This is a genomic window from Paenibacillus radicibacter, assembly GCF_024721995.1.
Classification (GTDB): Bacteria; Bacillota; Bacilli; order Paenibacillales; family NBRC-103111; genus Paenibacillus_AM; species Paenibacillus_AM radicibacter.
The window spans coordinates 362,835-379,978 of the sequence record NZ_JANQBC010000001.1; the positions used below are offsets into that span (position 1 = coordinate 362,835).

Consider the following 17,144-nt stretch of genomic DNA (forward strand, 5'->3'; position numbering starts at 1 on the left):
CTCCATTAATAAATAACCACTCTTATACCCTCACGCTCTAACTCTGCTCGAAACCCAGGTGAAGGGACATTGCCTGTCTTAAAAAAATAATAGACAACCCCACTCACCTTACCTGTTTTTAATAAATCTACATCTTTCGGAAACTGGTCACTTCGAATCTGACTTTCAGGTGTCGTGTAGTAAACTTGATGCGCAATGTTATCTTTATCAAATGCATCTACCATTCGTTTTCTATGATCAGAAGTTGTGAGTTCTATTCTGCGATTAGTCTCCGTACTTCCCACTAAATTTCCAATATAGCTTGCTGCATCTTTCTCACTAGCAAATCTAAGCTCCTTCCCATCTGCCTGAACCCCACGTTCTTTAAATACCGCATTCGCCTTATTCGGTTTAATCCGATCTTTAATCGTGCCGATATAACTTCGCGTTAAATCAATGATTCGTATAAATTCAGTTGGATCTGTCACATAAGAAGAAGCCATAGCTCCCGCTTGTTTAGTACCATCAAACGGGAAACGAAACGGCTTATTTAGTTGAACTTCCACATAACTTGTCAATCCATGATTCACATATTTAACATTTCCTGCCATCCCAGTTGGTACATCTGCGGCTGTACGCGACAATTTCTTCGTAACAATTCCACTAGATTTCGCACCTGACGATGGAATGGCTACTTCACCTGCCGAACTGCCGAACAATCCGAATCCACCTGAGAAGAAGTCACCGATCCGCCAATATAATCCATCATTCTTGTAAACCTGCAGCTCACCCGTCTTGACGATCTTGTGTGAGTTCCCCCATGCGAATGAAGCTCGTTCAGCAGACATGCTCGCCGTGCTGTACATGAAGACATTCTGATAGACATAGAGGACCATGAAGATGATTACAAGCGTAGCGATAAGAATAAATGGAAACAACAGTGTGGTCTCGAGTGTATAGCTGCCTTTTTCACAGCGAACGAACCGGGATAACTTTAGAGGAATATTCCTCATGTCTAGCAAGTAACTTTACTGCCTTCCGGACATTTCGCTTTAGTATCTGTATTCGTGCTTAAATCCTTGTCCGCATCAGTAATCAAGCTATTAAACCATGCTACAATCCACTTGCATTACAAACTAAATAGGTTTTATATTATTCAAAAAATTTTCCTAACCTTGATATTCATTAAAGAACTTTTTAACACTTTCATAAGCAATAGATGTCTGATTCATATTCAAGAATTTCCATTCAATATAGAATAGTTTATTTTTCCGACCATCACTATTATCGGTTACAATTTTGATTTTTTTTATAATTTTCTTTAATGAGCGATTAGTTATATTATCAAAATCGAAACTCTTCAGTGCTTCCATGTAGTCGTAATACTCTTCTTTTAGTCTGTCGATTTCCTTAAAAATTTGCTGTTCCTTATTTAATTCTTTTGTTTTCAATTCAATTTCATCCATTATCTTCTTATACTCACTTTTAAATTCGCCCTCACTGATTAATTCCTTAGCTTTCATTTTGATCAAACCTGTTTTTTCAGTTTCTAGCTCTTTGTATTCTGCTTCTAGTCTTTCCACTTCTTCTGAGTTGTTGCTTGTATCATAGTTTATATTTATCAATTCATCAATATAAAAACTCGTATCGATATTTTGCTTTTCTTTTATTCTTTCTTTTACCCAATTTATTATCTCATGCTCTTGCGACATGTTCCTATAATTACATTGGGCTTTACCATAGATGTCAAAAGTTGCACAGACGTAAAAGAATGGCAATGTTTCAAGTTTAATATTCTTATTTTTTACTCTTAAATGGTAACTTTTGCGCCTTCTCATAGCCACATCACAATGACCACAGTAAAAGATATTACTAAATAGATGTGCAGCACTGTGTCTTTCAGTTCTATTTTTCACTTGAACTCGTACTTTTTGATAGGACATCCCATCAACGTCTTCTCTTGTTCTTGTCAAATGGTCGTATGTTCCAAGCTTTTTCATTCTTTCATCTTTTTCAATTTGTAAGATCTTGTAGCTATTATCGTCAATAATTCGAAGGCGTTCAAGTTTATGTACGATATATTCATCAACTGGGTTATACTTGATAATTCCTCTGTTGATATCAGTTTTTCTAGTTCTATTCTGCATCATTCTCCCAGTATGAATAGGGTTATTGACTATATTTTTAATGGTGCTATGATGCCATTTTCTTAGAGAAAACCCATTTTTTTTTGAGTAACTTCGTTTTGTAGGTATTTTTAACTCTGTTAATCTTTTGGCAATTAGCTTTATTCCCAGACCTTCATTGATATACATTTCATAGATCATTCTAACAACAGCAGCCTCATCTTCGTTTATTTGAAGATAACCATCAATCTTATCGTACCCAAATGGTGCTGATGAAGTCCATTTTTCATTTTTTATTCCTCTCATTATCCCAAAATGGATATTTTCCGACTTAACTCTTGATTCTTCTTGTGCTACAGAAGCAAACATTGTTATTAACATTTCATTTTGCCCGTCTATTGAATTCATTTTTATGTCATCAAAATACACCCCTACTCCAAGTTCTTTCAAATCTTTTATCACTTTAATTGTAGTTTCAACTGATCGTGAGAATCGCGAAATCGATTTGACAAATATTGCTGTGAACTTTCCGGCTTTTGCATCTTTAATCATTTGATTAAATGCTCTTCTATTTTTCGTATCAGATTTCGATGCAGTAAGACCTTCATCTACATAATATCCTTCTAGAGCTTCGTTGCTTCCATCTTTTCGACTTATTTGCCCACAACCACTGGCATGCTCAAAATTGTGTGATCTCAAATATTCTTTAAAATATTCAACTTGGTTCGCAATCGATTGTTGTTGTTGATCCAAATCTGTACTCACACGAGCATAAAATGTAGCTATCATACAATCAACATCCTTTCTTTTTTTATATTTTATTATTATACCATAAAAACAAATAATAAAAAAAGCCTATATAGGCTTTTAAGTTGTTAACTCTTTATTATCGCACAGATACTTTAATCCAATTAGTGAATAATTAAATGAAACCAGTAAATTTGATTTTCCGCCAGACCTTTCGAACAATCTCTTAAGAAATACTTTATCATTCTCAGCAGCTTTCATTGGTTTACGTAAATCAGGGAAATTGAAGCTAATTAAGAAATAGAATTCATTCTTTATGTATTCAAAAATAGTTAAATCTAAAGACTCTGTATCAATTTCGAATAATTCACAGATATAATTAAACGGATTATTTATACTATCCCCTCCAGTAAATTAGCAATCAACAAGAATAATATTATTTTATATTTTATATAATTTATTTGTATTTCGTACATACAAATTCTACTATCTCATCTTGAATTCTTCCTTCTTTAGCTTTTCTGAGTATTGAGCAATTTCTGGCGTATCTCTTGCATTCCCTACACTTATCCTCAAAATCGTTCAACAAGTTCTGAGTCTTAAATATTCCTATGTACTTTACTGGTGAAAACTCAACTTCCACCCTTGGGTTATTTGAATCAAATAAAATCATTTGCGTTCTAATAAGTACTCTTGAATCATTGTCATATACAATTTTCTCTAAGCTGTCTGGCAGTAGCTTATATATGTTATTATCGTCTCGCCCCATACGATTAAAGAAAATGTTTGTATCCATATATATGAAATTGTCTAAAGTATAATTGTATTCCCAGTTCTGACCATTTAACTGTTCAGTTGCTGCATGTTGGATTTCTTTTTTTACTCTCTCTCCCTCTTTGCTCATTATGCGTCTCCCAGTAGGTTCTCGCTTTTTTGATTTTGGATTCCATTTATATTCATTAATGTATAAGTCGTTAATGGATACTGGTAAAGGCAAAACTAATTTTAAATTCAACTAATCACTCCTCGTCATTTTGACATACAAAATCTTTTGAGCCTGACACTGCAATTAAACAATCCAATTCCTTGCAGCACACATATCCATAGTGTTCTAATGCTTCATCACCAATATAGAGAGTCTTGCGACAGTTGTTGTTAGCACATGTTGAAAATTCCTCTGGTTCATCTTTAATGGGAAACTTATTCCAAAAAAAATTCTCATTGAATCGATCAAGATTCAAAAAATCACCCCCTTTCATTTTCATTAGCTTAAAAGTAATTGATCGCTTCTTGAATTGAACTGTTATTTGGGGCAATATTAGAACTTTCAGGGCGTACATTCGATATTTCAATAATTTGATTTTTAAATATTTTATTTAGTTTAATGTGCTCATTTAAAGTTTCCTGACCTCTAAATGAAAGGACAATTTTATCACCTTCAGCAGTTATATAGTGTAGATAAAACTTCTTATTTTTAGGCATGACTATATATTCTCCTCTTTTTGCTTAGTATTTTTTCCGTTCTGTGTTCACATGGATTGTGCCATCTTCAAAAACATTAGTGATTAGCATTGTCGTATGCGTGAAAACCGAATCATTGTATTTGTTTGGTCTGAACTGTGATCCCCTTCTATACCCACATACAACCAATTTATTTCCCCGAGTGAACCAACTTCTCTCCACAATTTCTTTCTTCCCATCACCCTTGGGTTTCGAGACTTGTTTGTTATAATTGGCAAAAGCTCCATCATAATATTTAACTGTGACAACACCATCAGTGGTCAAAAGACTTACTGTGTGCTTATTTTTGTTTTTATCTAGTACAGTACCTGCAATACAAACAATATCGAACTTCGGTCTATCCTTTCCTTTGTAGAAATATGTGCCTACTGGAACAGGTTCTTCAGGAAGATCATTGAAATTGATGATTTTATATTTCTCATGGATATTTTCCAGTTCGTGACTTGTATAATAGAATGATAGTGACTCCATTTCCCATTTACTAACATTCCCAATAGCATTTGATTCCCATTCTTTTTGATAGAGATGGCTATTTACAATTTCAAGCGTTTCGAGAGATGTAAGCCATTCCTTTACTCCCTCCATCTTTTTATCATATTCTTTAGTAAACTGCTTTTCAGCTATAACAGGTCTTCCTTTGTAATAATCAACAATGGAATCATCTGAGAAATGTTCATTAAAGAAATCTGTTGACTTATCATCTAATAAGTACATTTTTTCTTTTTTATTTTCACTTGTCTTATAAACTGACTTAGTTACATACTTTCTAAACTTATAAAGTCTCGAATATTCCTTATATTCCTCTGGAATTAACTGATTTTCAACAATCATATTGAAGTTTTGCATAGTTAACTTACTTTTTGGAGCATATGTATTATTGATATACTTCTTCATAATCTCAATTCGATCTCCGAACGATTCAAAACACCCTGCTTTGATTAGTTGAATGAATTGTGATTTTTTAATTATTGATGTCATATGCATTCGTTCAAAAAAGTCTTCAAATGATGTGTACGGGCGATTAGCAGTTACTTTGTCAACAACATCATCACCAATTCCATTAATTCCTTTTAGCCCGAATACAATTTGCCTATCTTCAAAATCTGGCTTAAAACCGAAATGTGCTTTATTGATATCAGGCAAGCCAATCTTAATTCCATGTTGCTGCATTAAACCAATTGCTGAAGCCACTTTACCATAGTTTGTTGATTTATTCTTCTTCTCCTCATCTTCGTTTTCTTCATCGACATCACTAACATCTTCTTCTCCACTTGCAGAGTTAACTGTTAAACATGCTGTATTCCAATATAAAGGATCATACTTAAAATAGAGATTGAGTTCTTGTAGAGCAATGATACTGTACGCAAGTGTATGTAACAGTGAAAATGAATATCCAAGCTGTCGTTTGATTTGAACGTTCCATACGTAATCAAGTAGATTTTCAGAAGTTCCTATTTTACGACCACTTACATAAAAGTCTTCTTTTGCTTTCTTTTGTGCATTCTCACTTTTTTTCGCAATAGCCTTTCTCAATTTATTGCTTTCGGCAACATCAAAACCAGAAATTCTTTCATCCATTGCCATCAACATTACGACTTCTTGTGTGTCAGCAACTCCATAAATAGGTTTTAAATATTTTTCAAGAACTACTATCTCATCTTCATTTAATCCAGCTTCTCTCATCTCGTCATACCAGAGTGATATATCGTTTTTGAACTTTACAAATTGATCAACTGGTTGAATATCACTTCCGTCTCCCATGAGCCTCATAAGGGAATTGGCAACAGCAGTCTCAAGGAGATTTTCAGGTTTAACTTTCTTGGCTGTTTCAATTCCAATCTGAGTACTGAATTGGAATAAATCAATCACTTCATTTTTACTAATCATTTCCCACATTTTTGGATCTTTGAATTCTAATGTGTTTGGATGAATGTACTTATTATAGGTTGATCTTAGACTTCCCTGCCATTCAATATCTTTGAATTCAAGTAGTAGGTTAAGTGTTTCACGAATCTTGTCCATAGCTTCAATTGTTAATAGGTCATACTTTACATTTCCCATACTCTCACTGTCATGCATTTCAAACTGTGTTGTCCACTGTCCACTTGGGGCTCTCATCATTGCATTACTTTCTATAAAATCTTCATTGAATATGTATATTCCACCTGCATGAATACTTCGTTTATTTATTAATCCCTCAATTTTCAAACACATTTCTTTCAATCCATCGTGTTTTGATATTTCGTTAATAAATTCTGTTACAGGCTTACGTCCAGTTTCTTCGTCTCCGTCAAAACAATCCTCCAGTGACCAGTTAGAACCACGCTCGAACGGAATTAGTGCTGCAATATTAGCTGCTGTATCACTATCAATATTCAACCCTCTACAAGCGGTTAAAACTGAACTCTTTGATCCTTCAGTACCGTATGTTGCAATATTAAGTACTCTACGTTCACCGAATCTTGCTTTGAATGCCTTTAGAATAGAAGGACGCTTAGAAGCTTCAGTATCTATGTCAATATCTGGTAAATCTGGTCTTGAAGCATGTATGTGTCTCCAGTGTGGCAGGTCATAGTCCATCGGATTGAATTGTACTATATCAAGCAAATAATTAATTAAGAACCCAGCCGCTGAACCTCTTCCTCCACCAACTAAACTATTTCCACCACAATCATCCCAGATAATATTTATTAACTCTCTAACAGTTACATAGTAGGAAGACATTCTCTGTTTCATTGACTCTGAAATTTTCCAAAGTTCTTCTAATTCAATATTAATTCGATGAAGTATTGAGTGAAAATATTCTTTTGATAATACACTTCTTGGAAATTTATCATTGAATCCATCTTCAATCAATTTTATTAAATATCTGTCTTGATCCTCATTCGATTCAGCCATTTTTTCTATGTATTCATACTTGTCATAAGCAGGTTTAAAGAGATGTCGGACTGTAAATTCGGGCAGTCCAATTTTAGGAATTGTTGGAGCTTTCTCTAAGCTATAATCTTTAACCATTGCTCCAATCAGTAATGTATTATTAATTGCTTCTTCAATTTCTTCAAGAGATAAATTATCATCAACCGAAAGTCTTTCAACCATTTCCTTCTCATTTTGAACAAAACATGAAGCATAAAAACTTTCTGTTTCTCTGTCGCCTTCCTTTGAATTTAAATAAGCTCCATGAATTTTCATATCTTCTGGTCTTAAGAAATGTGCATCTGTGGCAACTATACATTTCAACCCATAATGCTTTGCCAATTTAGCAGCCTGTTTATTATAAATTATTTGCTCTCGACTAAGTGCAGGTTGCAACTCAATAAAGAACTTGTCTTTCCCAAATAAATCCATACACCAAGTAAGAAAGGTGTGTATAATATCCTTTTGTTTCTCAAATTCTTCTTTATTGCCAGTTTCTCTCGCTTCTATTAATTTTAAAGTGTGTATTGCCAATTCAGATCCAAGACAAGCTGACGTTGCAATTAAGTGTCCTCTATCTTTATTAATAATTTCAGCCAATACTCTTTTTTCTGTTGGAACACGCTCCATCATCCCAGTCATAAAACTGTTTTCCCAAGCAATTGATGAAAGTTCTCTCAATTGTCTGTGTCCAATGGAATCAGTAGCTAGAAGAATGAAATGAGGGAATTTTGTCACTCCACCTTTTTGATAATTGTCTCTCACATCTTCTAATGATGAGACTAGGTAGATTTCATTTCCAAGAATTAACTTGAAATCTTCTGATATTTCCTTTTTTTCTTTCATATCTTTTACAACCTGTAAAGCTTCCACATGAGAGGCTAAAAGTTCATGATCAGTTATAGCAACTCCCTTGTATCCTTGTTGGACAGCAGTTTTTATGAGGTCTTCTGTCTTGTTGATACTATCTAACAGTCTTATATTGGATCTATCTGTGTGGCAATGACATCCTATAAATCCTTTTATCAATTATTCGTGCTCCTTTCATTTTTTACTCTTTATTTCCCATAAAATCTCTCTTTCATTACCCTTCATTTAACCACTTATAGTACTGAGTTGGATCAATCTTAGCTAAATACTTCAATTGCTTTTCTCCGTCAAATACTCCTGCTACATACCCTGTGAGATATGTTGATTCTAAAAGATCAACAAAGTGAGCAGGAAGACCGGAAGGAAGTTTTTCTTTCATACTCTTCCAAGCATTTGATTTACTCTTAGAGTTATTATCATCCAACAATTTTGATGTATCCATTCAACCCTCCCCATTAGCTAAGAAGCTGCATTATTCGATCATGCCTCTAGCCATCTCTAATAATAAATCTCTCTTATTAATCAACGGATTTTTTAGAACCTCTTCCATTAGATTATTAAGTGTCTGTCCCATCTGTCTATTTGGTTTAAATCCTATTAGTATTAAATCATCGCCATTGATAGCTAAATCCTTTAAGTTCATAGGTTCCTTCTCATTCAATGATCTCTCACACATTTCTTTTAATTGACAGACATCCGAATAGTCATGCGGCTTCTTACTTCCTAATGTATCTGCTATCATGAGGTCAAAGAGATCATTAATATTATCTTTTCCTACACGGTTAATGAATTTCTTAGCAACTGTATTGCTAGTATTTTTGTGTCGGCTCATGTGCTCTTTAACTAGAACAGATACATCTGAAATCATTTGGTTATCAAATTTTAATCTACTCAAGATTTCCTTGGTCATATACATTCCAACCATATGATGATTGTAAAAATGTCCAATTCCATTCTCATCTATTGAGAAGGTACGTGGTTTTGCAATATCATGAAACATTGCAGCTAGCCTTGTTTTTAAATTAATTGGAGTGTTTTCAATAACGGCTAGAGTGTGATCAAATACACACATATTGTGATTCGGATTATGCTGCTTGAAGCCAATACAATCATCCAACTCTGGGAGGATGTACTTCAATAGTTCTGTTAATGCAAGTAGTGACATTCCAACTTCAGGATTATTAGAAATTAATATTTTACATAGCTCATCTCTAATTCTTTCTTGAGACACTTTCATTATTAAATGAGCATTGTCTTTTATCTTAAATAGCGTACTACCATCAATTTCAAAATCTAATTGGCTGGAGAAACGAATTGCTCTCATCATTCGTAAGGCATCTTCATTATAGCGTTCATATGGGTCTCCAACCGCTTTAATCCTCTTAAGCGAGATATGCTTCATTCCATCAAACGGATCAACAATGCCAGTCAATGGATTGTATGCTATTGCGTTAATAGTAAAATCTCGTCTACTCAAATCTTCCATTATCGAATTTGTGAATTTAATTTTGTCAGGTCTTCTACCATCGGAGTACTCACCGTCAATTCTATATGTAGTGATTTCAAAATGTTCATCACCATATACAACTGTCAAAGTACCGTGCTTTAAACCTGTGGGGATTACTTTGAAGATTTCATCTGTAAAAGTCGCAATAACCTCTTCAGGTGTTGCATTGGTGCATATATCCCAATCATTTGGCTCTCTACCAAGAATAGAATCTCTAACACATCCACCTACAACGTATGCCTCAAACTGACCACTGTTTAAATGAGAAAGTAAATTTTCAACTTTCGTTGGTATTTTAATTGTTACCATTCCATTCTAAACTCCTTTTTTGAACATCTATTAACCAATTATTAATCATTTCAAAATTAGGTTCATCTGGTAAGGATGACTTATTATATGCTTCATCTAGGGATTCATTAAGTCTTGCGTATTCATTTTTAATCTGTTCGATTGTAAAACAACCTCTTCTTATTTCATTTAGGTAGTTACGGTCATTTCGATAAACGTTAACTCCTTGACCTGAAAGTATTTCTATTCCCATTCTAAGTAATCTGATCATGTGTAGTGCATTTTTAGTATCGTAGCCAAACTTAGCAATTGTTTCAGCTCTCTTTCCAACTGCGTTTTTGTCTACTGCGGACATTTTCTTTAGTTGTGCAATTGCATAACCACCGTAAGTCTTATATATTTTCTTGCTTAGTAAATGGTCTCTTAATTTGTGTAGCTCTTTACCATAATCATTAGCGAATATTACATGTTCATCGCTTGTAAACAATGCATCAATAATGTTTGGATTGTTGTCTAAGGCTAATTTGATGAATTTTTTTAAAGAATATATCGTTTCGTCCGTTTCAGTACTTTCGTGCTGTTCAAAACTCATTAGCCCAAGTAAATGACTTGCTGGCGGTATGCAAATTCCTCTAGTGTCAATATCACTTTCAGGAGTATTTGTTCCATAGCTTATGCTACCAGAGTAAACTTTCAGGATTAATCGGTTATTCCAGAATTCTTTTATTGTGTTCACGCTCCTTTAGTTAAATTATATAGTATATCACAAGGTTTAAATGATATCCTTCAAGCTTCCATTTGATATCTATGTATTGTGGACAGTTTGTTTGTCCACAGCAATATTTATACATTCATTAGAAAACAATCTACATTTTTTTCAAGATCATCATCTGATATTTCAACTCGTTGAAGTTCAGTTGAATCACCACTGTAGTCGTTTATTATAGGTCTAACATTCTCCCTATCAAAATTAAGCTGCTCATAATAATGATTCCTCTTGTTGAAGAATAGCAATCTTAATGCTTCTCTTACAAGATCACTTTCATCAATATGGCTCGGAAGCATATTTAAAGCAATCTCTAAATCACTGTCTTTAGTTGGTCTTATACGTGCTTGTACACTTCTATACCTTTTCTTATCATCAATCATTTCCATACACGCACACCAATCTTTCTATAGCCCCTAATCTGTGCAAGTTGATCTAATAGGATTTTATTGGGCAAGTTAAGATACTCATAAACAAAGTGTGCTGCACCACCGCCTATCACATAGCAATCGAAGTTAATATTCAAGCTTTCAATTTCATTTTGAATCTGGATCGCTAAGTTTCTAAAAGCCTTTTTTATCAGAGGTGTTATATCGAACCCCTCATAAGTTCCACTTATAACATACTCATCTAATTCATAAAGCGCTGGAGATTTCCCTATTTTATCTTGTATGTAGCGTTGTAGTAATTTATAGGCAGTCTCAACACCTAATAATAGTGTCTTAGATTCTTTCATTATTTCAAGTTTATCAAGTCCTAAAAGATTTAGAGTGTAGAATCCTAAATCAATACCTAATATTTTTTTTCTTGCGACATCCCTATTACCAATAGTGCCATCTTCATTTAATACATAATCCATTGTCAAACCATAACCTTGCGGCACACTTTTTGCTTTAATGATTTTCGGATTACAATAATACATTTTACTTTTTCCATGTTTTATTTTATACGTCTCAAGGTCGTTAAGATTCATAATTTTCTGTTCAAGGTCATTTTTCTGATTAAAGAAGAACTTAATGGGCAAGCCAGTTATAACATTACAGGGTTCTTTTCTAGTAAGATAACCTACTGCCGTTTCAAGTAATACATCTGTAACCCACATATCTGTCTTATTGTCTTTCATTGAAAAGTATGTAAGATCGCTATGTCTTAAAGCTAACCCACCTACGAAATGTTCATCTTTGTAAATAAAATCTGTGCTTTTTAAATTGCCATCATATAGATCTTTCACCTCTCCAATGATTGAAGGCTCTCTAAAGATTCTGTTTTTAAATCCACCTTTCGTCCAACTGAAACCAAGATCAATTGTACATATTTCCTTCATGTTATAACCTCCTTGTAATCTGCTTAATGACAAGTTAATCATTTGAAATGATTTGTATTACAATTTGCTATAAGGAGATTATAACACGACATAATTTTTATGTATATATTTATATTTTTTATTAATTTACTTTTTAAAGAAACTAATTGTACTGTTCTTCCTTTTCTGTACTAACTATCATGTAATCATTCCTTTCTCCTCTGTTGAAATATTCCTTTCATCGGATTACCTGTTGTACCACATTACATGCGTGAATAGACCAGCAGCGATATACTCATCAATTTTCTTAACACTGAAGTCCACGTATACACTGCTTTCTTGAGTAGAGGTAGCATAACAACCAGAACCATCGTCTGAGATGAATGTTCCTGTATCTACGCTGTCTCTAAACTCTTGAATTGTCATATGATCACCAAAGTTAGGTAGACCATTCCATATAATTTCGCTCATTTCTTTATCATCTCCTAATGAAATTGTTCTTTTAATGGATACTTTGTAAAGACAAACATTGATCATTTGCAGCGACTACTCATTTCACATACATCAAAATGGAGCATCATCAGACAAGTCTTCTTCTAACCAGTGTTCCCACTCAGTTTTAGGAACCTCTCTAATTACAGTACATGCCTTAGCGTGTACCGATGTACCATTCAAGCCAACAAAATCTTCATGATTGACTTTTACTTCAATAAGTTCCCCTTTTTGACTGTAGAAAGATGAATCAATATCTTCTTTTTCATTGAAATACAAATGATCTCCTAATGCTGTTGCAGTCTGACCATCTTCGTATTTAAAACTACCTTGATAGTGACTCTGATACTTTCCTTCAGATTCCTTATGAACCCATTTATAGAATCGTTTACTCTCGAAATATTCCTTAGAATTCAATTCAATGAAAAACGGAGCCTTTGCGTTTAAGTGTTTCATTTTGTTAGAGCTATAAATACGGTAATACTGATTTCCTAGAGAAATGATATGTATAGGTCTTTTCTTAACAGAATCGATGATATCTTCAAGATTATCGAATTTAATTTCAACAGGCTTTTTAAAATAGTCTTCACGCAGAGCAATATTAGAGATTTTATCGATTACAAGATCAAGCGAAAAGTCTTCACCTTCTCCTAGATTAATGATTTTATCATAATTAATCCCGTACATTCCCCCAAGATGATCTTTTAGCTTATCCACTGAGTCTACATCAAGATCCATACATTTTAATGCAATGCGAATAAATTCAGGTTTTGAGATATGATATCCTTTCTTGCTATATTTTTGCACTCTTAGCAATGAGACTAATGGGAACGCTGTACCCTTATTAAATTTAAGTAGACGTTGTGAATTGTGTTTTAAGAAGTCTTGGTGTAATATAAACTGTTCTGTTGTAAAATCAAATGCTCCCATACAAACAGTAAAGTCAAATGTATCAAAAATCTCTTGTGCGTTATTAAAATATTTAAAATGGATAAGTTGGACATTCCTATAATCAGGGGCTTTTCCTTTAACTAGCAAGACCGATTTTTTTGTTAGTGTGGTTACGTAAGTTTCTCCATCTTGCCAATGATCTTTTAGAAATGCGATTAAAGATTCTTCATTTCTAAAGTAAATATCTAAATCGTTAATCTCGTTGCCTGTAAGGAGGCTTGTGATAGTCCCTCCAGCTATGAATGCTTTATGCTTAATTAGTGAGTCCTTTAAGTCTTCAAGATATGCGTAGAGCTTATTTTTCTCAAATTGAAACATCTTCTGATTTCTTTCTTTCGCTTCCTTGACTAATGCGTCTTCAACAATTTGTACGATATTATTCATTCAATATCTCCTTCATATTTGTAATCATTTGTTTTTTTGATTCATATTAATTTATAATTTTTATTTTTATCCAACCTTTTTTATAAACTGATTCCATTTCAAACTTATAGTATTTATCCGTTTTACATACTCAGATACAACTATAGATATCAACATATCCTACTCTTCTGTTACTTTTCCTTTGTTCATATTATTTTGCTCCTTCTAATGAATACTGGATTTTATCGTTAAATCAATTGGCAATCCAAGTTTACTCAGGCGCAATAAATAGTCATTAAAGCCAAACTCTACTTCGTCTTGGAACCAGAAATACGATGACCCATTAGGTTGGCAATAACTTGTATCTTGATACTGAGGGTGTGATAATACACCTAATTGATATTTATCGATCCATCCCTTAACAATCAAGGCTTTAGAAATATCAGTGAGCGTTTTAAACTCTATGTATGTGCTATAAACTCCAATGACTTCTTCAAGACGTAAGCTGCTCAATGTCTCCCAAAAGGATTTAAATTCTAACTCTTTCATATCTACATATTTCACAATCGTATCTGGATCTTCATACCCAGAAATAGTTACTTTTACATAGCCAAAATGCTTAACAGCAGTAATCAGGTAGCAATCCTTTTGGAGATAATAGTACCCCCTATAAGTCTCATGTTCATTAAATCCGATATCTGTTACAAGAGATATTTTTTCCTCTCCGCTATAGCACAGAGACAATTGAATAATCCTCAAAATATATTCATCCTTTCTAATTTCTTGGGTAATAGCAAATATGCTAACTATTCGACATCCAGTATCTTATTATGATGAAATTCATGTTTTATTGGATCTTGTGCTCATAAATATCAGATAAACTTCCAACAATATGAACACTTCCACTTTCAAGCCAACCAACGAATAAAGTGCAATAGCCACCTAGAACACTCCCATTTAAATCATTAAATGACAAAGTGACCTTTTGCTTCATCAACTCATCCAATTCTCCACGTCTTTCATAGATTCTAATTTCATTGATAATATCCTGATAGAGTTCTTTAAATGTAATCGCATTTTTCTCATTCGTAGTATCTTTTAATAAATTAACTGTTTCCATAGTCTTAGCATTCCCTTTCATATTAAAATTAAAGATTTATCGTAAAACCCATTCATCTAAATATTTATCCCATCTTCCAATTTCGTTGATTGGCTCGCTTGGTAATACAATGTTCTCAAAAGTATCTACATCGATTCCATGTGATACAAGCACTCTACCTGTTTTCTTCTTAGTTTTCTTGTCAATTTCTTCATAGCTAATAAGTATAATTTGAGCCAATTACTTTTCACTTCCCCTTGAAATGGAGTTTTTATTGGGATAGCCGTATCAACATTTCTTTTACTTCTTCATGTGAATACTTTGATGCTTCACATCTTGCAGAGATCCATGTTGATTTCTCTATTCCCTTATCTCTAAAATCACAAACAATTACATTCATCAATCTTTTAGCGTTCCTATTTATATCCGTGTATTCAACCGTACTAGTTGGAACAGCATCACCTGTCTTCTCATTAAAGCCAGTGCAAATTTTTCGGTCATATAATTCAGTTTGATAGTAATACTCAAGCCATTTTTTATATGAATATTCATAATGAGGATTTGGAGTTATAAATTCCATATTATAATCTTCTTCAAATTGTCGGCGGTTCATTCAATTCCTCCTTTCCTAATGAAATTTGCCTTTTATTTTATTTGGTTTGTTTAAAAGATCATTTAATTAATTTCATAAGAGGCTCTATTTCATCTAAATAATATCCTTTTAATTCTCTATCATTAAATACTAGTGAATACATTACCCTCCCACTAGGATGAGTAAATGAATCTATCAGGTCACCTACCTCACCATACTTGCTATCTTCTTTGTATTTTACAATAAATTTATTCACTTTGCTTTTCACTACCATACTCCATTCTCTTTTCATTTAATAAAATGCATCTTTCATTTTATTCTATATTGCTTCTTGATTTCATTCGCTTTTAAGATTAATTTCCCCTCAAGTTCGCTAACATTTTTTCTTATGTCACACTTAGGACAATAAATATGAGTTAATATCTCAAATCTACCGTCTGGAATTCCATGTGTAGTATAGTCAACGTATTCCTTTCCTGTGGTGAGTTCGTGCCAGTCGTGTTCGCACTTTGATATCTTCTTTCTCCAAAACAATTTATCAGCCCCTTATGAAATATGATTTTTAGTGTCACTTTTCTACCTTCGAAATCAAGTACATGTCATTACAATAGTTATACAATATTATTCATCCGTCTTAATTTATCAATGCAGCGCCTATGTATAAGTGATGTTAAAGCTCTAGTTTTGCCCCATTCTTTAGCTAAATCAGTTAATGATACATTCTCTACATATGTCTTATATAGAACAACTTTCTCTTGTTCAGTAGCAATCTTTTGAAAGCGTAAAAGTAATTTATCTAGATCAACATCTATGTATTTACTTGACTCCATTTCAACTTCATGACCTACAATATCGTGGAGACTAGTTTCTTTTTCGCCAGTATGATCATCCATACTAAATGTGGGGTATTTATTAAATTTTAATTGGCTAACCTTTTTCACTTCATTTGCGAATGTCCATGTAAGGGCTTTTCCTAACAATGTAGTAAATTTATATCCACTCTCTGGATCATAAGCATTGTATGTTTTTAGTAATGCTATCCCACCAATACTAATTAACTCTTCTACATCAAGCGAGATTCCTTTTGCTTTCCACCTTTTCGCTACTTTTCTGATAAACGGTATGTTGTTTTGAAATAGAAGATTCTTTGATTCCTCACATCCTGATTTTGCCTTACTAAATAGTTCTTCATTATTTAGGCTTTTGTCATATTCGATTTCAAACCAATTCAATTGCCAATCAACTCCTTCTCTTTCTTAAAAACCATGTAATAGAATACAGGTAAGCATTGCAACCTTCCTGTGGGAACAGGAATTTCTAGAGTAGTTCTATTCTCTGATTAGATGATCCTGTACTCTCGATTTTGGTAGTCGTATCAGTGTAAATGCTCCAAAATCGCCTAGAGCGTCCTCACCTTTGATTGCATCTTCAGGAATCCGTACTTCAAACTTCATACGATGATATCCTTTACTTTTCCCCTTCTTTGTGGGAGCGTGAACTGACATAGTGCCTGAAAGTGGAGCTACTACAATCATACTATCTGGGTTGTTATCAACAATAGCTTCAGCTAGTCTACCAAGGTATTCCTTAGATACATCAAAAATAACATTTTTCATTTTACTCT

20 protein-coding genes are annotated in these 17,144 nt (G+C 33.5%); all 20 read right to left on the reverse strand.

Translation table 11 applies throughout. The annotated features are described in order from the left end of the window. Positions 1–5: 5 nt before the first annotated feature. Positions 6–992 (reverse strand): TadE/TadG family type IV pilus assembly protein, encoded by a 987-nt coding sequence (locus NV379_RS01715; RefSeq protein ID WP_258205532.1) that lies wholly within the window; start codon positions 990–992, stop codon positions 6–8. Positions 993–1,148: 156 nt separating this feature from the next. After that, entirely contained in the window at positions 1,149–2,894 is a 1,746-nt protein-coding gene (locus tag NV379_RS01720) for a recombinase family protein (RefSeq protein ID WP_258205533.1), read from the reverse strand. A gap of 415 nt (positions 2,895–3,309) precedes the next feature. Next, complete coding sequence (locus NV379_RS01725) at positions 3,310–3,867, reverse strand: RusA family crossover junction endodeoxyribonuclease (RefSeq protein ID WP_258205534.1); 558 nt, start codon at positions 3,865–3,867, stop codon at positions 3,310–3,312. A gap of 4 nt (positions 3,868–3,871) precedes the next feature. Continuing rightward, entirely contained in the window at positions 3,872–4,093 is a 222-nt protein-coding gene (locus NV379_RS01730; RefSeq protein ID WP_258205535.1) for a hypothetical protein, read from the reverse strand. A 28-nt stretch (positions 4,094–4,121) separates the two neighbouring features. Continuing rightward, positions 4,122–4,334 (reverse strand): hypothetical protein, encoded by a 213-nt coding sequence (locus tag NV379_RS01735; RefSeq protein WP_258205536.1) that lies wholly within the window; start codon positions 4,332–4,334, stop codon positions 4,122–4,124. A 24-nt stretch (positions 4,335–4,358) separates the two neighbouring features. Next, positions 4,359–8,318 carry a PHP domain-containing protein gene (locus NV379_RS01740; RefSeq protein ID WP_258205537.1) on the reverse strand — a complete coding sequence of 1,320 codons (3,960 nt, stop codon included), beginning with the start codon at positions 8,316–8,318 and terminating at the stop codon, positions 4,359–4,361. 55 nt (positions 8,319–8,373) lie between these two features. Then, positions 8,374–8,601, reverse strand: a complete 228-nt coding sequence (locus tag NV379_RS01745; RefSeq protein ID WP_258205538.1) for a hypothetical protein — start codon at positions 8,599–8,601, stop codon at positions 8,374–8,376. Between the two features lie 30 nt (positions 8,602–8,631). Next, on the reverse strand, positions 8,632–9,975 hold the full coding sequence (locus NV379_RS01750) for a CCA tRNA nucleotidyltransferase (RefSeq protein WP_258205539.1): 1,344 nt from the start codon (positions 9,973–9,975) through the stop codon (positions 8,632–8,634). After that, on the reverse strand, positions 9,962–10,690 hold the full coding sequence (locus tag NV379_RS01755) for a nucleotidyltransferase domain-containing protein (RefSeq protein WP_258205540.1): 729 nt from the start codon (positions 10,688–10,690) through the stop codon (positions 9,962–9,964). Before NV379_RS01755 ends, NV379_RS01750 begins: the two co-directional genes overlap by 14 nt. 107 nt (positions 10,691–10,797) lie before the next feature. After that, complete coding sequence (locus NV379_RS01760) at positions 10,798–11,109, reverse strand: hypothetical protein (RefSeq protein WP_258205541.1); 312 nt, start codon at positions 11,107–11,109, stop codon at positions 10,798–10,800. Next, positions 11,100–12,044, reverse strand: coding sequence for a ParM/StbA family protein (locus NV379_RS01765; RefSeq protein WP_258205542.1), 945 nt, complete (start codon positions 12,042–12,044; stop codon positions 11,100–11,102). The genes NV379_RS01760 and NV379_RS01765 overlap by 10 nt, the downstream gene beginning before the upstream one ends. 225 nt (positions 12,045–12,269) lie before the next feature. Further along, a complete protein-coding gene (locus NV379_RS01770; RefSeq protein ID WP_258205543.1) occupies positions 12,270–12,494 on the reverse strand; it encodes a hypothetical protein in 225 nt (74 codons plus the stop codon). A 93-nt stretch (positions 12,495–12,587) separates the two neighbouring features. After that, positions 12,588–13,850, reverse strand: coding sequence for a Gabija anti-defense Gad2 family protein (locus tag NV379_RS01775; protein WP_258205544.1), 1,263 nt, complete (start codon positions 13,848–13,850; stop codon positions 12,588–12,590). Between the two features lie 204 nt (positions 13,851–14,054). Next, positions 14,055–14,588, reverse strand: a complete 534-nt coding sequence (locus tag NV379_RS01780) for a hypothetical protein (protein ID WP_258205545.1) — start codon at positions 14,586–14,588, stop codon at positions 14,055–14,057. 88 nt (positions 14,589–14,676) lie between these two features. After that, positions 14,677–14,970, reverse strand: a complete 294-nt coding sequence (locus NV379_RS01785) for a hypothetical protein (protein ID WP_258205546.1) — start codon at positions 14,968–14,970, stop codon at positions 14,677–14,679. A 15-nt stretch (positions 14,971–14,985) separates the two neighbouring features. Then, positions 14,986–15,168 (reverse strand): hypothetical protein, encoded by a 183-nt coding sequence (locus tag NV379_RS01790; protein WP_258205547.1) that lies wholly within the window; start codon positions 15,166–15,168, stop codon positions 14,986–14,988. Positions 15,169–15,199: 31 nt separating this feature from the next. Continuing rightward, complete coding sequence (locus tag NV379_RS01795) at positions 15,200–15,541, reverse strand: hypothetical protein (protein WP_258205548.1); 342 nt, start codon at positions 15,539–15,541, stop codon at positions 15,200–15,202. A gap of 58 nt (positions 15,542–15,599) precedes the next feature. Further along, the gene (locus NV379_RS01800; RefSeq protein ID WP_258205549.1) at positions 15,600–15,812 is read right to left on the reverse strand and encodes a hypothetical protein; all 213 of its coding nucleotides are present in this window, start codon (positions 15,810–15,812) and stop codon (positions 15,600–15,602) included. Positions 15,813–16,131: 319 nt separating this feature from the next. Beyond that, on the reverse strand, positions 16,132–16,752 hold the full coding sequence (locus NV379_RS01805) for a sigma-70 family RNA polymerase sigma factor (RefSeq protein ID WP_258205550.1): 621 nt from the start codon (positions 16,750–16,752) through the stop codon (positions 16,132–16,134). A 96-nt stretch (positions 16,753–16,848) separates the two neighbouring features. After that, the gene (locus NV379_RS01810) at positions 16,849–17,136 is read right to left on the reverse strand and encodes a hypothetical protein (RefSeq protein WP_258205551.1); all 288 of its coding nucleotides are present in this window, start codon (positions 17,134–17,136) and stop codon (positions 16,849–16,851) included. Positions 17,137–17,144 lie beyond the last annotated feature (8 nt).

What these genes read in the sequence shown, in the direction of transcription:
- NV379_RS01715 (WP_258205532.1), bottom strand. Translation starts at nt 992, where the DNA reads ATGAGGAATATTCCTCTAAAGTTATCCCGGTTCGTTCGCTGTGAAAAA.
- NV379_RS01720 (WP_258205533.1), bottom strand. Translation starts at nt 2,894, where the DNA reads ATGATAGCTACATTTTATGCTCGTGTGAGTACAGATTTGGATCAACAA.
- NV379_RS01735 (WP_258205536.1), bottom strand. Translation starts at nt 4,334, where the DNA reads ATGCCTAAAAATAAGAAGTTTTATCTACACTATATAACTGCTGAAGGT.
- NV379_RS01745 (WP_258205538.1), bottom strand. Translation starts at nt 8,601, where the DNA reads ATGGATACATCAAAATTGTTGGATGATAATAACTCTAAGAGTAAATCA.
- NV379_RS01750 (WP_258205539.1), bottom strand. Translation starts at nt 9,975, where the DNA reads ATGGTAACAATTAAAATACCAACGAAAGTTGAAAATTTACTTTCTCAT.
- NV379_RS01760 (WP_258205541.1), bottom strand. Translation starts at nt 11,109, where the DNA reads ATGGAAATGATTGATGATAAGAAAAGGTATAGAAGTGTACAAGCACGT.
- NV379_RS01765 (WP_258205542.1), bottom strand. Translation starts at nt 12,044, where the DNA reads ATGAAGGAAATATGTACAATTGATCTTGGTTTCAGTTGGACGAAAGGT.
- NV379_RS01770 (WP_258205543.1), bottom strand. Translation starts at nt 12,494, where the DNA reads ATGAGCGAAATTATATGGAATGGTCTACCTAACTTTGGTGATCATATG.
- NV379_RS01775 (WP_258205544.1), bottom strand. Translation starts at nt 13,850, where the DNA reads ATGAATAATATCGTACAAATTGTTGAAGACGCATTAGTCAAGGAAGCG.
- NV379_RS01785 (WP_258205546.1), bottom strand. Translation starts at nt 14,970, where the DNA reads ATGAAAGGGAATGCTAAGACTATGGAAACAGTTAATTTATTAAAAGAT.
- NV379_RS01795 (WP_258205548.1), bottom strand. Translation starts at nt 15,541, where the DNA reads ATGAACCGCCGACAATTTGAAGAAGATTATAATATGGAATTTATAACT.
- NV379_RS01800 (WP_258205549.1), bottom strand. Translation starts at nt 15,812, where the DNA reads ATGAAAAGAGAATGGAGTATGGTAGTGAAAAGCAAAGTGAATAAATTT.
- NV379_RS01810 (WP_258205551.1), bottom strand. Translation starts at nt 17,136, where the DNA reads ATGAAAAATGTTATTTTTGATGTATCTAAGGAATACCTTGGTAGACTA.